This is a genomic window from Phytomonospora sp. NPDC050363, assembly GCF_040655735.1.
Classification (GTDB): Bacteria; Actinomycetota; Actinomycetes; order Mycobacteriales; family Micromonosporaceae; genus Phytomonospora.
In genome coordinates, this window is sequence record NZ_JBFAKK010000009.1 from 201,684 (window position 1) to 215,575 (window position 13,892).

The following is a 13,892-nucleotide window of genomic DNA, read 5'->3' on the forward strand; positions in this document are numbered from 1 at the left end:
GCCTCTCCAGAAGTAGATAGACCGGTCGGTCTATCACTGGACTGAAGTAAACCGAACGATCGGTCTACTGTCAAGTTCGTGGGAGACTGAAGCCATGACCGCCCCCGCCCGCCCCGGCCCCCGCGACCGCCTGCTGGCCGCCGCCCGCGACCTGACCTACCGACACGGCGTGTCAGTGGGAGTCGACGCGATCCTCAAGGAGGCGCAGGTCGCGCGCCGCTCGCTGTACCAGCACTTCGGCGGCAAGGACGAGCTCGTCGCCGAGGTCCTGCGCGCCACCGCCGCCGTCGACGAGCGCCGCTACGCCGACGGTCTCGACTCCGGCGGTGACGAGCCGCGCGCCCGGCTGCTCGCACTCTTCGACCGGCTCGCCGAGTTCACCGGCCGCGAGGGCTTCCGCGGCTGCCGCTACATCGCCGCGCACTCCAGCCTCACCTCGCCCGAGCATCCCGCCTACGCCGTGATCATCGAGCACAAGGACCGGGTACTGGCGATGCTGCGCGCGGAGCTGGACGCGATGGGCCACCCCGAGGCCGAGGCCGCCGCGATCCGGCTGCAGTTCCTCGTCGACGCGGTATTGGTCGAGGAGGCGGTCCGGCCCGGCCTTGGTGCGGCCGGACTCGTCCGCCCCCTCGTGGAGGCCGTGCTGGACGCTTAGGGGTCTGACGTGCGGGCCGCCCTTCAGTGCGCGCCGGTCACCGACATGCCCTTGGGCGTGAGCAGCCAGACCGCCAGCGCGCCGATCAGCATGAGCGCCCCGCCGGCCACGCCGAAGATCTCCAGCGCGTTGGTGAAGGATTCCTGCGCCTGCGCGGTGAGCCCGGCGGCGCCGGCCTGGTCGGCGACCGCGACGGCCCCGCCGAGCGACTCGCGCGCGGCCTCGGCCTCGGGGCCGGTCACGCCCATCGCGGCAAGGTCGTCGAGGGACAGCCCCGCGCGGTAGACGATCGCGGCCACACTGCCGAGGATCGCCACGCCGAGGGCGCCGCCCAGTTCGAAGGCGGTCTCCTCCAGCGCCGCCGCGCTGCCCGACTTCTCCGCCGGGCTGCTCGACATGACCGCCGCCGAGCCGATGGCCAGGGAGGCCATGCCGACGCCGACGAAGGTCAACGACAGCGCGACCGTCGCGTAGGACAGCGGCGCGGGCAGCACGAACAGGGCCAGGAAGCCCAGCCCGCCCATCGCCAGACCGCCGGCCATGACCGTGCGCGCGCCGATGACCGCGGCGATGCGCGGCGCCAGCGGCGACAGGATGCCCGCCGCGATCGCCGCCGGAAGCAGGTGCACACCGGCCTCCAGCGGGCTCATGCCGGCCACGAGCTGCATCCACTGCGCGAGCAGCAGGAGCATGGCCGCCAGGGCGATGCTGGTGGTCAGCGCGGCGATCAGGCCCGCCGACAGCGCGCGCCGCTTCAGCAGGCGGATGTCGAGCAGCGGGTCGCGCCGGTGGAGGCTGCGGTGGACGAACCACCCGAGGGCCGCGACGGCCACGACGATCGCGATCAGCGCGACGGGGTCGGTGACGCCGTGCTTGCCGAAGTTCTTGATGGCCAGCATCAGCGAGACCATGCCGACGACCGACAGGAGCGTGCCGAGCACGTCCCAGCGCCCCGAGCGAGGGCTGAAGGACTCGGGCAGCACGAACCACGCGGCGACCAGGGCGACGGCCATGACCGGGACGTTGACCAGGAAGGCCGAGTGCCAGCTGAAGTGCTCCAGCAGGGCGCCACCGGCGATGGGGCCGAGACCCGTGCCGACCGCCGCCATGGAGCCCCAGATGCCGAGCGCGACGGCGCGCTCCTTGGCGTCGGAGAACAGGTTGCGGATCATCGACAGGGTCGAGGGCATGATCAGCGCGCCGCCGACGCCGAGCAGCGAGCGCACGACGATCAGGCCGGGGGCCGAGTCGATCACCAGGACGAGCATGGAGGCCAGGGCGAAGGTCGCGAAACCCACCATCAGCATCCGCTTGCGGCCGAACTTGTCGGCCAGGCCGCTGGCGGTCACGAGCAGGCCGGCGACGACCAGCGGGTAGATGTCGACGATCCACAGGAGCTGCACCGAGCCGGGCTTGAGCTGCTCGGAGATGGCCGGGAGCGCGACGTTGAGGATCGTCATGTCCATGGCGACGATCAGGAGGCTGGCGCACAGCACGGCCAGTCCGGCCCACCGCTTGGGGTCGAGGCCGGGCACGCCGCCGTTATGTCGGCGCGGTGAATCGAGGGTCGCGGTCATGGTGAAACGTCCTTGGTCTGTGGTGCGAGTGGGTGAGTGCAGGCTTTTAGGCGGCGCAGCCGCGCAGGAATGATTCGCGCAGGAGCCGCTCGGCGTCGCGGACGGCGATGTCCCCGCGCCGCAGCGCTTCGCGCAGGCCGACCAGGAGGCCGAAGGCGAGGTGGCCTATCCACACCTCGGGCATGTCGGCGCGCAGGACGCCGGCCTTCTGCGCGGCGGCGTAGAAGGCGTTCTCGCGGGCGTGCTGCTCCTCGACGGCGACAAGGAGGTCGTCTTGGCCGTAGGCGGCGGTCTCGGTGAGCGCGAAGCCGTACTCCTCGACGTCGCGGATCCAGTGGTGGCACAGCGAGTCGAGGGCGGCGTTGAGCGCCTCGGGGGTGCCCAGTGCGGCCGCCTCGTCGATGCCGGCGTCGTCGAGGACTCGCCGCCAGCTGCCGACCGACTCGCGGCCGAGTTCGGTCATGAGTTCCTCGCGGCTGGCGAAGTGCCGGTGCAGCGTCGCGCGGCTCACACCGGCGGACTCGGCGATCTCGGCCATGGAGGCGACGGGGTCGGCGTTGAGTCGCCGAATCGCGGCGCGCGCGATCTGCTCACGATTGGCCACCATGAGACCCCTCCGTTCGTTTTGAAACAAGACTGTCTCAAACGATACGACAAAGTCTCACCTCGGGCCAGCGGATGGTGATCAAATACACCGTGGGCCGCCGCTACCTTTGAGCTTGACGATCCCGCCGCCTCCGGGAGCAGCCTTGCCCGACCTCACACCGCTGGACCTCGCCGACGAGATCGAGCTCGTCTCGACCCGCCTCGACGCGCTGCGCCGGTCCGCGGCCGTCTTCTGGATCGACCTGCACGGCCCTGTCCCCGCAGTGGCCCACCCTGTGCGCGCCGCCAAGACGATCTACGGCGACCAGACCCGCGTGGTCTCGGCGGAACCCCTGGCCAGGCCGTGGTCGCGGACGTTCACCGCGAGGGCCAGATCCATGGGCCACTTCGACGGGCTCTTCCCCGGCACACTGCGCGCCGAGCCCGAGTTCCTGCTGGACTGGACCGTCCTGCTCGTCGAGGAGGCCCTGGGACCGGTCCGCGCCGCCTGGAGGGTCGAGCACGAACCGGTCTCCTGGTACGCCGCGATCTGGGCCGACGTCCTGCTGCTCACCGACGAGTGGTCGGCCGTGGTCAGCCTGACCAACGACAGCTGATCACTCCCCCGCCAGCGACGCCGTGACCGACTGCCGCACCGCCCTCCGAGCAGGCAGGACCGAGGCCGCGAGCGCCGCCAGCGCCACCACCCCCAGCAGCGCCAGAACCCTGCCGACGGGCACAGTGAGCGTGATCGGTCCCTCGGCCTTCAGTGCCTCCACCGCCGCCCACGCCACCCACGTCCCGAGCCCCAGCCCGAGCGCACCGCCGACGACGGCGACGAGTACCGCCTCCAGCGCGAGCATCCCCCGCAGCCCGCGCCGCCCGACCCCCAGCGCCCGCAGGACGCCGTGCTCGCGAGTGCGCTCGACGACCGACAGGCTCAGCGTGTTGGCGATCCCGACCAGCGCGATCAGCGCCGCCAGGGCGAGCAGCGCGATCACCGCCGCGAGCAGCCGGTCGATCCCCTGCGTCCGGGCGTCACGGAAGGCGTCGACGTCCGTCAGGCTCAGCGACGGGTAGGCCGCCACCGCCGGGCGCACCGCCCCGGCGGCGTCCTCGACCGACCCGGCCGCGGTGATCATCAGCCCGCTCACCGCGACCTCGGGGAACAACCGCTCCGCGTCGGCCGCGGTCACCATCGCGAAGGGCCCCGGCTCACCGATCACCGCGACGATCTCGAAGTCCTCCCCGCCGAGCGTGAGGCGCTCACCGACGGATGCGCCGAAGTCGCCGGTGACCACGGCCGTGCCGGCGCGCAGCGAGCCGGGGTCGCCCTCCTTCGGGTCGGGATTGGCCCTGGCGAGGATCGCCGGGTCGGCGGCCAGAACGACCGTCCCGTCGAGCTCACCGGTCCGCTGTGCCAGCACGGTGTCCAGGCGCGGGTCGGCGTCGAGGACGGCGATCAGCTCCGCGGGGACCTCGCCGGTGACGGTGAAGTCGGCCGGGAAACTCGTGGCCATCTCGGCGTCGACGCCGCCCTCGATGCTCTCGGCGCCGATCATCACCGCCGACACCAGGCTCACGCACAGCACCAGGGTGGTGGTCGTCGCCGCGACCCGCCGCCGGTTGCGCGCCGAGTAGGCGACGGCCAGCTTCGCCCAGCCCCCCAGACGGGCGAGCGGCCACCCGACCGCCCTCGCCAGGAAGGGGATGTAGGCGGGGCCGAGCGCGACGAGGCCGAAGAAGCCGAGGATCCCGATCAGCGCCACCTGCGGGATCGAAGCCGGCAGCAGCAGGCTCGCCAGCGCTCCGCCCAGCAGCACGGCGCCGACGGCGACCCGCACCCACCCGATCGGCCGCGCGACCTCCGTGGCCGTCTCTGCCAGCGCCGTGACCGGCGGGACGCGGGTGCCACGCCAGGCGGGGAGGGCGGCGGCCGCCACGGTGACCAGGACCCCGGTGGCGAAGGCGACGGCGAGGGTGCGCGGCTCGACGACGAAGCCACCGCCGAAGCCCGAGCCCAGGCCGTCGAGGACCGCTCGCAGACCCGCCGCCACTGCGACCCCGGCGAGCAGGCCGGCCAGCGACGCCGCCCCGCCGACCAGCCCGGCCTCCAGCAGCACGCCCCAAAAGATCTGCGCCCGCGACGAGCCCACCAGACGCAGCAGCGCGATCTGGCGGCTGCGCTGCGCGAGCACGATGGTGAAGGTGTTGGCGATGACGAACCCGGCGGTCAGCACCGCGATCAGCACGAACAGGAACAGCCCGGCCCGGATCAGGTCGAGGTTGCGGTAGGCGTCGGCGAGTTCGAGCGCGACGACCTCGTCGTGGGTGAGGACCTCGGCGCCGAGGCCCGCCCTCAGGGCCGTGACCAGCGCGGCGGTGTCGGTGCCCGGGGTCGCGGCGACCATGATCCGGCCGAAGTCCTCGTCGCCGAAGGCCTCGCGGGCGTCGTCGGGGGCCAGGCCGACCATCGGCCGGTCGGCGAAGCGGGTGCCCTCGGTGTCGATGGTGCCGACGAGGGAGTACGACACGGTGGGCCGGTTGTCGCCTGCCGAGGCCGCCAGCTCGGTGCCGAGACGGTAGCCGTACCGCTCGGCGGTCCGCGCGTCGATCACGGCCTCACCGGGGCCGGGGAGGCGCCCGGCGACGAGGTCGAAAGGCTGGAAGGGCAGCGACTGGACCGCCGAGAGCCACCCGATCTCGGGCAGCGCGACCTCCTGCGAGGCCGTCGAGCGGATCGCGCCGGGGCCGAAGACCGAACCCTCGGCGGCGGCGACGCCGGGCATGGCGCGGACGCGGTCGAGCGCGGCCGGGCCGAAGCCCTCGGAGCCTTCGGGGAAGACCACGGCGGTGGTGCCCCGGTAGAGGCCCGCCGTCTGGGTGTTCATCCCGTCGCGGGCGCCGTCGGTGACGATGAAGGTCCCCGCGATGAAGGCGACACCGATGATCACGGCGAGCGCGGACAGGGTCTGGCGCAGGGCGTGGGCCCAGGCCAGGCGGAATGCGGTGGGGAGTTTCGGCACGTGGTCGACGCTATGGGCCGGGCCGGGCGCGCGCCTCGGGTCGTGGAGTGAGCTTTGCGGGCGATCTTGCGCCCTAGGGCGTAAGCCGATCGGCGCCGCGCTATACATGGCCGGTGAACTGGCCCCCCGAAGATCCCGCCGGACCACCCGCCGAGGACCGGCCTCCGCGCCCGATGAAGGGCTGCGCCTGGATCGCGATCGCCGCCGCGATCACCGTGCTCGTGGCGCTGTTCATGGTCGCCGAAACGATCGGCGGCGTCCTCGACGACGAGCCCCTCCCGAGGCCGAGCTGGCTCAACCGGCCCTGAACCCCCTCTCCGCGCGGATACCCTCGATCCGTGTCGATCTCGCTGCGCAGCCGTGCTTTCGACCTCGCCTTGTGCGCGGTCGTCGCGGCTCTGGCCGCCTTCGAGTCGTCCTTCGGCCGCTCCCCGGTCGTCGCCGCCATCGGTTTCGGCATGGCGCTGGCCCTCGCGGTCCGCCGCCGGCATCCGCTCTGGACCGCAGGCGCCGTCGCCGCCCTCGGCCTCACGCAGGTCGTCCTCGCGCACGCCCTTCCCACGCACGAGTCGGACCTGCGCTATGTCATGCCCGCCCTCTTCGACGTCGCCGTTCTGGTCGCCGTGCACGCCGTGGCCAAGTACGCCCCGCACCGGTGGCAGGCGCTGCTCGCGGGGGCCGGCGGCATCGTCGCGGCCCTGCTCGCCTCGACCTTCTCCGGACCGGAATGGTGGCGCCAGGCCCTCCTGCTCGGCGCGATCGCGACGACCGCCTGGACCGTCGGCTACTCCGCGCGCACCCACCGCCTCTACATCCGCGGCCTCGAAGAGCGCAACACCGCCCTCCAGCGCGAGCGGCTGCACCTCGCCGAGGCGGCCGCCGCGAGCGAGCGCGAGCGCATCGCCCGCGAGATGCACGACGTGATCGCCCACGCCCTGGCCGGCATGATCGCCCAGGTCGACGGGGCCGCATACGCCGTGGCGGCCTCCCCCGACCAGGCCCGGCGGGTCCTCACCGCCGCCGGCGACTCCGGCCGCGCCGCGCTCGCCGAGCTCCAGCAGCTCCTCGCCGTCCTTCGCGAGCCCGCCGAACCCGGCCCGCGCCGCCGCCCGCTCGCCACCGACCGCCTCGACGAGCTCTCCGCCTGGGCGAACTCGGTCGGCCTCGACACCGCCGTGCAGACCACCGGCGACACCACCGCGCTCCCCATCGGGGTCACCCTCGCCGTTCACCGCATAGTCCAGGAGGCGCTCACCAACACGCTGAAGCACGCCGGCCGGGGTACCCGCGTCGCCGTGTCCGTCCACGCCGACGCGCGGCTGACCCGCGTGGAAGTCGCCGACGACGGAGACGGAAGCCCTCTGGCCGCCGTTTCCGCCGTGGGCGGACACGGCCTGGCCGGCATGCGCGAACGCGTCGCCGTCTACGGCGGCGAGTTCAGCGCCGGACCCCGCCCCGCCGGAGGATGGCGCGTCACCGCGCTGATCCCCACCCCGAGACAACCGACAACCGAACAGAAGGGGCCGTGATGATCACCGAAACAGCAGCCGCCGTCCGGGTAGTCCTCGTCGACGACCAGGAACTGGTCCGCACCGGGCTTCGTCTCGTCGTCGAGGCGCAGACCGACATGACGGTCGTCGGCGAGGCCGGCGACGGCGCCGCGGCCCTCCAACTGCTCGCCGGCGTGCACGCCGACGTCGTCGTGATGGACGTGCGGATGCCGATCATGGACGGCATCGAGGCGACCGCGCACCTGACCAGCGGCGCCCTCAACGGGTACACGCCCAAGGTCCTGGTGCTCACGACCTACGAGGAAGAGGAGGAGGCCTTCGCGGCGCTGCGTGCCGGGGCGGCGGGGTTCCTGCTCAAGAACGGCACACCGGAGGACCTGCTCAGCGCCGTGCGGGTCATCGCCAGCGGCGACGCGATCGTCGCCCCGAGCATCACCCGGCGCCTCCTCGACCGCTTCGCGCCGCAGTTCATCCCGCAGGGCATCCCCGACCTGCGACTGGCGGAGCTGAGCATCCGCGAGCACGAGGTCGTGCTGCTCATCGCGCGCGGGCTGTCGAACCTGGAGATCGGCGCGAGCCTGGGCGTCGCCGAGGCGACCGTCAAGAGCCACGTGCGGCGGATCCTGACCAAGCTCGGGCTGCGCGACCGGGTGCAGATCGTCGTACTGGCCTACGAGTCGGGGCTGGTCAGGCCGACGGTGTGAGGTGCTCGGCGAGCACACGATAGGTGCGGCCGTCGGTGGTGGTGGCGGCGAAGACGGCGGCGGGCTCGAAACCGGGCGAGCCGACGACCTTCAGGGCGCGCACCGAGCACGCCCGTCGCGCCAGGTGAAACCGCTTCCACCACCCCGAGCGCACATCCAACGCACAGCACCGCGCATCTGAACACCCCGTGCTCGCCCCGCCACCGGAGTGGATCTCCCCTGGTGGCATAGCCTCCGGCCAACATCCCGGCAAGGAGGCAGACATGACACGACCGTTTCGCCGCATCGCCGACCGGCTCACCGACCTGCTCGTCCCGCGCTCGACGGCGGGCGCCTGCGCCCCCTGCTACGTGCGGGGCACCTGTGCCGGCGGCGGCCAGCGCCTCTGCTGCTATGTCGGCTCGTCCTGCGCACTGACGTGCGGATGCACGTGACCGGCTGAGAACTCCACGACGACGGCCCGCCGGGTATGCCCCGGCGGGCCGTCGTCGTGCCCGCGGGCTCCCGGCCGCGCAACCCGTTGAGCAGCACAAAAGGGCAGAACACTGAATAGACCCCGACGTAGATTGAAAGCCCGCCCGTACTTTGAGCGACCGACCCCTGGCCCCGGGTGACAGCGGCCCGCCCTCGACTCACCGTCATCGTCGAGTCCGCGGCCCCCGGCCAGACCGCATTCCGCGCGCGTCCGAGCCGAGGAACCGCCATGGCCGCGAAAGCCAATCCCGATCCGTCGAGGATCACCGCCGCGATGTGGCGGCTGTGGAGCGAGTTCGACGCCCACGCGCCCGCCACCCGCCTCGGCGGCATCTTCACGGCGAAACCGGGATACCACAACACCCGCAACGGCAACGCGTCCGGCGACTACAGCCGCGCGTTCGCCGCCGACCGGCGCGGACCGGGCGACAAGTCCGCCGCCATCGACCTGACCTTCCCCGACGCCCAGGGCGGGGACTTCGAGACGATCAAGCGCTACACCACGCGTCTCGACGCCGCCGCCCGCGCGAAGGATCCGCGCCTGTACCGCGACGGCGGGACGCCCGTGCTGCGCGAGTTCATCGGCACGAAGGACGGGCGACAGACCTACGCCTACGACCTCCAGACCCGCCGCGCCGACAACGACCGCGACGACACGCACATGTGGCACATCCATCTCAGCGTCACCCGCGCCTACGTCGAGCAGTGGGACGCGCTCGTCGGCGTGCTGTCCGTCCTGACAGGAGACTCCATCGTGGCCCTCACCAAAGACGACATGAAGATCATCATGCAGTGGGACCCGGGCGACGAGACCGGCGTCGGCAACTGGTCCTGGCGCGGCGACTTCAAGACCAACAAGACCGTCCAGGCGCGCTTCGCGTGGTGGCTCGGACCGGAGGAGGCGCACGCCGCGAAGCTGGAGGCGGCCGCCGCCCGCGCCGACGTCGCCAAGCTCAGCGCCGCCGTCGATGAGCTGCGCAAACGCGTCGACGGCCTGCCGAAGGCGCTGGCCCCGCAGCTCGTCGAGGCAGTCGGCGAGGCCGTCAAGGGCGGCGTCACCAGCGAGGTCCTCACCGCCGCGATCAAGGACGGCGTCCGGGAGGTCCTCGGATCCCTCGACTCACCCGCACCGCCGACGGACTGACGTGCCGAGGGCCGCCGCGCCCGAAGACGCGGCGGCCCTTGAAAAACCGGCGGACGACCTGTTACGTCAGGCCGTCTCGGTGATCCGGCGCTTCACCCACGGCATCATGTCCCGCAGCTGCGCGCCGACCTCTTCGATCCGGTGGTTCTTCTGCTCCTCGCGGAGCTTGGCGAAGTTCTCCCGGCCCGACTGGTCCTCGGCGACCCACTCCTTGGCGAAGGAGCCGTCCTGGATCTCGCCGAGGGCGCGGCGCATCTCCTCGCGCACGCTGTCGTTGATGATGCGCGGCCCGCGCGACACGCCGCCGTACTCGGCCGTGTCGGACACCGAGTACCACATGTTCGACAACCCGCCCTCGTAGATCATGTCCACGATCAGCTTCAGCTCGTGCAGGCACTCGAAGTAGGCCGCCTCGGGCGCGTACCCGGCGTCGACGAGGGTGTCGAACCCGGCGCGGACGAGCTCGGCGACACCGCCGCAGAGCACGACCTGCTCACCGAACAGGTCGGTCTCGGTCTCCTCCTTGAAGGTCGTCTTCAGCACGCCGGCGCGGGTGCCGCCGATGGCCTTGGCGTAGGACAGCGCCAGCGCCTGGGCCTGCCCGGAGGCGTCCTGCTCGACGGCGACGAGACAGGGCACGCCCTTGCCGTCGACGTACTGGCGGCGCACGAGGTGACCGGGGCCCTTGGGGGCGACCATGGCCACGTCGACGCCGGCGGGCGGCGTGATGAGGCCGTAGCGGATGTTGAAGCCGTGCCCGAACAGCAGCGCCTTGCCCTCGGTGAGGTGCGGGGCGATCTCCTCGGCGTAGAGCTTGGCCTGCGCGGTGTCGGGCACCAGGATCATGATCACGTCGGCCTCGGCGGCGGCCTCGGCGGGCGTGGTGACCTTCAGGCCCTCGTCCTCGGCCTTGGCCGCCGACTTCGAGCCGGGCTGGAGGCCGATCCGCACGTCCACCCCGGAGTCGCGCAGGGACAGCGCGTGGGCGTGCCCCTGGCTCCCGTACCCGAGCACGGCGACCTTCTTGCCCGAGATCAGGCCGAGGTCGGCGTCGTCGTCGTAGAACACTTCAGCGGACATGTGTGTTGCCTTCCTTAAGGACTTTCCATTGACGTGTGGTGCGTTCGGCTCGGCTACGCCGCACTGCGCAGAGCCGGGGTGGTGATGGCCTTGCTGCCGCGCCCGACGGCGACGAGCCCTGATTGGACCATTTCCTTGATCCCGTGGGGTTCGAGTAGTCGCAGCAGCGCGCCGAGTTTGTCGGCGGTGCCGGTGGCCTCGACGATCACGCTGTCCGGCGCGACGTCGACGATCCGGGCGCGGAAGAGATCGGCGGCCTCGACCACCTGCGACCTCGTCGTGGCGTCGGTGCGGACTTTGACGAGCAGCAGTTCGCGCTGCACCGACGAGGACTGCTCCAGCTCCACGATCTTCAAGACGTTCACGAGCTTGTTGAGCTGCTTGGTGACCTGTTCGAGCGGGCGCTCGTCCACGTTGACCACGATGGTGATGCGGGAGACGCCCGGCTGCTCGGTCTCACCGACGGCGAGGGAGTCGATGTTGAAGCCGCGCCGGGAGAACAGGGCCGCAACGCGCGCCAGCACGCCGGGCTTGTTCTCCACCAGAACCGACAGGGTGTGTGTAGTCATTTCAGCACGCGTCCTCGTCGAAGATCGGGCGCACGTCCCGGGCGAACATGATCTCGTCGTTGCCGGTGCCGGCGGCCACCATGGGCCAGACCTGCGCGTCGGCGCCGACGATGAAGTCGATGACCACGGGGCGGTCGTTGATCTCCATGGCCTTGTTGATGACGTCGTCGACGTCCTCGTAGGTCTCGCAGCGCAGTCCGACGCAGCCCAGCGCCTCGGCGAGTTTCACGAAGTCCGGGATGCGCCCGGTTCCGGTGCCGTGGGTGCCCAGGTTGGTGTTGGAGTAGCGCTTGTCGTAGAAAAGGGTCTGCCACTGGCGGACCATGCCAAGGTTGCCGTTGTTGATGACGGCGATCTTGACCGGGATGCCCTCGATGGCGCAGGTGGCCAGTTCCTGGTTGGTCATCTGGAAGCAGCCGTCGCCGTCGATGGCCCACACGGTCTTGTCGGGCTGCCCGAACTTCGCCCCCATCGCCGCCGGGACGGCGTAGCCCATGGTGCCGGCGCCCCCGGAGTTGAGGAAGGTGCCGGGGTTCTCGTAGGAGATGAACTGGGCGGCCCACATCTGGTGCTGTCCGACCCCGGTGGTGTAGAGGGCGTCGGGTCCGGCGATCTCGCCGATGCGCTGGATGACGTACTGGGGGGCCAGCGCGCCGTCGGCGGGCTTGTCGTAGCCGAGCGGGTAGCGGCGCCGCAGGTCGTCCAGCTGCGCCCACCACTGCGCCAGACGCGGGGTGCCGCGACCTTCGACGGCGGGGTCTTCGCCGAGGTAGCCGACGAGCTGCGCGATGGCCGCCTTGGCGTCGCCGACGATGGGGACGTCGGCGTGGCGGTTCTTGCCGATCTCGGCGGGGTCGATGTCGACGTGCACGATCTTGGCGTCGGGCGCGAAGGAGTCGAGCTTGCCGGTGACGCGGTCGTCGAAGCGGGCGCCCAGGGCGACGATCAGGTCGGAGCGCTGTAGCGCGTAGACCGCCGAGACCGTCCCGTGCATGCCGGGCATGCCGACGTGCTGCGGGTGGGAGTCGGGGAAGGCCCCGCGCGCCATGAGGGTCGTCACGACCGGCGCGCCGGACTTCTCGGCCAGCTCGTAGAGCTCGTCGGTGGCGCCGGCCTTGAGGACGCCGCCGCCGACGTAGAGGACGGGCCGGGCCGCGGCGGCCAGCAGTTCGGCGGCCTGACGGACCTGCTTGCCGTGCGGGTGGAGGGTCGGCTTGTAGCCGGGCAGCTCCTTGCGCGGCGGCCAGTTGAACAGCGTGTCGGCCTGGAGGACGTCCTTGGGGATGTCGACCAGCACCGGACCGGGCCGGCCGGTCGACGCCAGGTGGAAGGCCTCGGCGAGCACGCGAGGGATGTCCTCGGGGTCGGTGACCAGGTAGCTGTGCTTGGTGATCGGCATGGTGATGCCGACGATGTCGGCCTCCTGGAAGCCGTCGGTGCCGATGAGGTTGCGGACGACCTGACCGGTGATGGCCACGATCGGCACGGAGTCCATGTAGGCGTCGGCGATGGGCGTGACCAGGTTCGTGGCGCCGGGACCGGAGGTCGCCATGCAGACGCCGACCTTGCCGGTGGCCTGCGCGTAGCCCGTCGCGGCGTGCCCGCCGCCCTGCTCGTGGCGGACGAGGATGTGCCGGACCTGGGTGGAGTCGAGCAGCGGGTCGTAGGCGGGGAGGATCGTACCGCCGGGAATGCCGAAGACCACCTCGACGTCGAGGGCCTCAAGGGACTTGATGAGCGACTGCGCGCCGGTTACCTGGACGCCCGCCTGCCGCTGCGCGGGGACGGCCCGGCCCGCGAGGGCGAGCGGGGAGGCCGGCGGCGGTTGGGGGACTGGATGCTTGACGGGATCTGTCATGACCTTCATCCGGTTCGCTCGGTCTTACCTTGGTGGTTGGTCTGGTCTGTCAGTCTGGTGCGGTTTTGGGCTCTTTTGGCAACAAAAAACGCCCGCGTGCAAGACGCACGGGGGCGGGCGCACCGTCGCAGTGGATACTGCGGCGGCGCGCTAGATAAGTACGAGGCGCTGCGCGTTGGCGCTGCGCGGTTTGCTCGAATGCACGCGGTAAGACTGCCGCATCTCAACGCCCGAGTCAACTTGTTCCGGATGCTGGGATGTCGTCGCGGTGGGCGGGAAGAGGGTCGGCCACCTGCGACGACGGCCGCGCGCGGGGCGTTCTTGGGGCGGGACCTGGGAGACTGAAGGGGCGTTCAGGGCCCCGGGGGCCACCGAGGGTGACCGTCCGTAGTGACAGGGGTCACCGGACATGGGAACGGCGCGCCCCCCGTCCGGGGCGCGCCGATGCGGCGACTTTCCGCCGGCTAGCAGATGTTCTGGGTGCGGTAGCAGGAGCCACACGTGGGGTGGCCGGTGCAGCCGATGGTGCAGGTCCGGCGGTACAGGCGGTTGTCGCTGCTGCAGTAGCAGCTCGGGTACGACTTGCTGCCGTGCTCGGGCACGCAGGCGCCGGCCTCGGTGCGCGGGAGGAAGGCGGAGAGCATCTTGTCGCTGAGCTTGCTGAGGACCTTCATGTTGTCTCCAAGTCGGTGGTCCCGTCGTGCGC

Annotated in this window: 14 protein-coding genes; 7 read left to right on the forward strand and 7 right to left on the reverse strand. The window is 71.5% G+C overall.

Features of this window, described 5'->3' with window-relative positions:
• The first annotated feature begins 94 nt into the window (after positions 1–94).
• Positions 95–658, forward strand: coding sequence for a TetR/AcrR family transcriptional regulator (locus AB0I28_RS24655; protein ID WP_357496998.1), 564 nt, complete (start codon positions 95–97; stop codon positions 656–658).
• A gap of 23 nt (positions 659–681) precedes the next feature.
• Here AB0I28_RS24655 and AB0I28_RS24660 read toward each other — a convergent pair whose 3' ends face one another.
• The gene (locus AB0I28_RS24660; RefSeq protein WP_357497000.1) at positions 682–2,235 is read right to left on the reverse strand and encodes an MFS transporter; all 1,554 of its coding nucleotides are present in this window, start codon (positions 2,233–2,235) and stop codon (positions 682–684) included.
• Between the two features lie 46 nt (positions 2,236–2,281).
• On the reverse strand, positions 2,282–2,842 hold the full coding sequence (locus AB0I28_RS24665; RefSeq protein WP_357497001.1) for a TetR/AcrR family transcriptional regulator: 561 nt from the start codon (positions 2,840–2,842) through the stop codon (positions 2,282–2,284).
• A 142-nt stretch (positions 2,843–2,984) separates the two neighbouring features.
• On the opposite strand from AB0I28_RS24665, the gene AB0I28_RS24670 reads away from it, so the two are divergent.
• Positions 2,985–3,437, forward strand: coding sequence for a hypothetical protein (locus AB0I28_RS24670; protein WP_357497003.1), 453 nt, complete (start codon positions 2,985–2,987; stop codon positions 3,435–3,437).
• Here the strand turns inward: AB0I28_RS24670 and AB0I28_RS24675 are convergent, their stop codons facing one another.
• On the reverse strand, positions 3,438–5,846 hold the full coding sequence (locus AB0I28_RS24675; RefSeq protein WP_357497005.1) for an ABC transporter permease: 2,409 nt from the start codon (positions 5,844–5,846) through the stop codon (positions 3,438–3,440).
• Between the two features lie 113 nt (positions 5,847–5,959).
• On the opposite strand from AB0I28_RS24675, the gene AB0I28_RS24680 reads away from it, so the two are divergent.
• The 5 genes from AB0I28_RS24680 (at position 5,960) to AB0I28_RS24700 (ending at position 9,679) form a co-directional block, all read left to right on the forward strand.
• Positions 5,960–6,154: a hypothetical protein gene (locus AB0I28_RS24680; protein ID WP_357497007.1), complete on the forward strand. Its 195-nt coding sequence runs from the start codon at positions 5,960–5,962 to the stop codon at positions 6,152–6,154.
• 30 nt (positions 6,155–6,184) lie between these two features.
• On the forward strand, positions 6,185–7,375 hold the full coding sequence (locus AB0I28_RS24685) for a histidine kinase (RefSeq protein ID WP_357497009.1): 1,191 nt from the start codon (positions 6,185–6,187) through the stop codon (positions 7,373–7,375).
• Positions 7,375–8,061: a response regulator transcription factor gene (locus AB0I28_RS24690; protein ID WP_357497011.1), complete on the forward strand. Its 687-nt coding sequence runs from the start codon at positions 7,375–7,377 to the stop codon at positions 8,059–8,061. The genes AB0I28_RS24685 and AB0I28_RS24690 overlap by 1 nt, the downstream gene beginning before the upstream one ends.
• Before the next feature lie 263 nt (positions 8,062–8,324).
• Positions 8,325–8,495 carry a hypothetical protein gene (locus AB0I28_RS24695; protein ID WP_357497013.1) on the forward strand — a complete coding sequence of 57 codons (171 nt, stop codon included), beginning with the start codon at positions 8,325–8,327 and terminating at the stop codon, positions 8,493–8,495.
• 269 nt (positions 8,496–8,764) lie between these two features.
• Entirely contained in the window at positions 8,765–9,679 is a 915-nt protein-coding gene (locus tag AB0I28_RS24700; protein ID WP_357497015.1) for a hypothetical protein, read from the forward strand.
• A 66-nt stretch (positions 9,680–9,745) separates the two neighbouring features.
• On the opposite strand, the gene ilvC is transcribed toward AB0I28_RS24700, so the two are convergent.
• The 4 genes from ilvC to AB0I28_RS24720 form a co-directional block, all read right to left on the reverse strand.
• Complete coding sequence (ilvC, locus tag AB0I28_RS24705) at positions 9,746–10,759, reverse strand: ketol-acid reductoisomerase (protein ID WP_357497017.1); 1,014 nt, start codon at positions 10,757–10,759, stop codon at positions 9,746–9,748.
• Positions 10,760–10,812: 53 nt separating this feature from the next.
• Positions 10,813–11,328 carry an acetolactate synthase small subunit gene (gene ilvN, locus AB0I28_RS24710; RefSeq protein ID WP_357497018.1) on the reverse strand — a complete coding sequence of 172 codons (516 nt, stop codon included), beginning with the start codon at positions 11,326–11,328 and terminating at the stop codon, positions 10,813–10,815.
• Position 11,329: 1 nt separating this feature from the next.
• The gene (locus AB0I28_RS24715) at positions 11,330–13,186 is read right to left on the reverse strand and encodes an acetolactate synthase large subunit (protein ID WP_357497020.1); all 1,857 of its coding nucleotides are present in this window, start codon (positions 13,184–13,186) and stop codon (positions 11,330–11,332) included.
• A 464-nt stretch (positions 13,187–13,650) separates the two neighbouring features.
• Positions 13,651–13,860: a hypothetical protein gene (locus AB0I28_RS24720; protein WP_357497022.1), complete on the reverse strand. Its 210-nt coding sequence runs from the start codon at positions 13,858–13,860 to the stop codon at positions 13,651–13,653.
• Between the last annotated feature and the right edge of the window lie 32 nt (positions 13,861–13,892).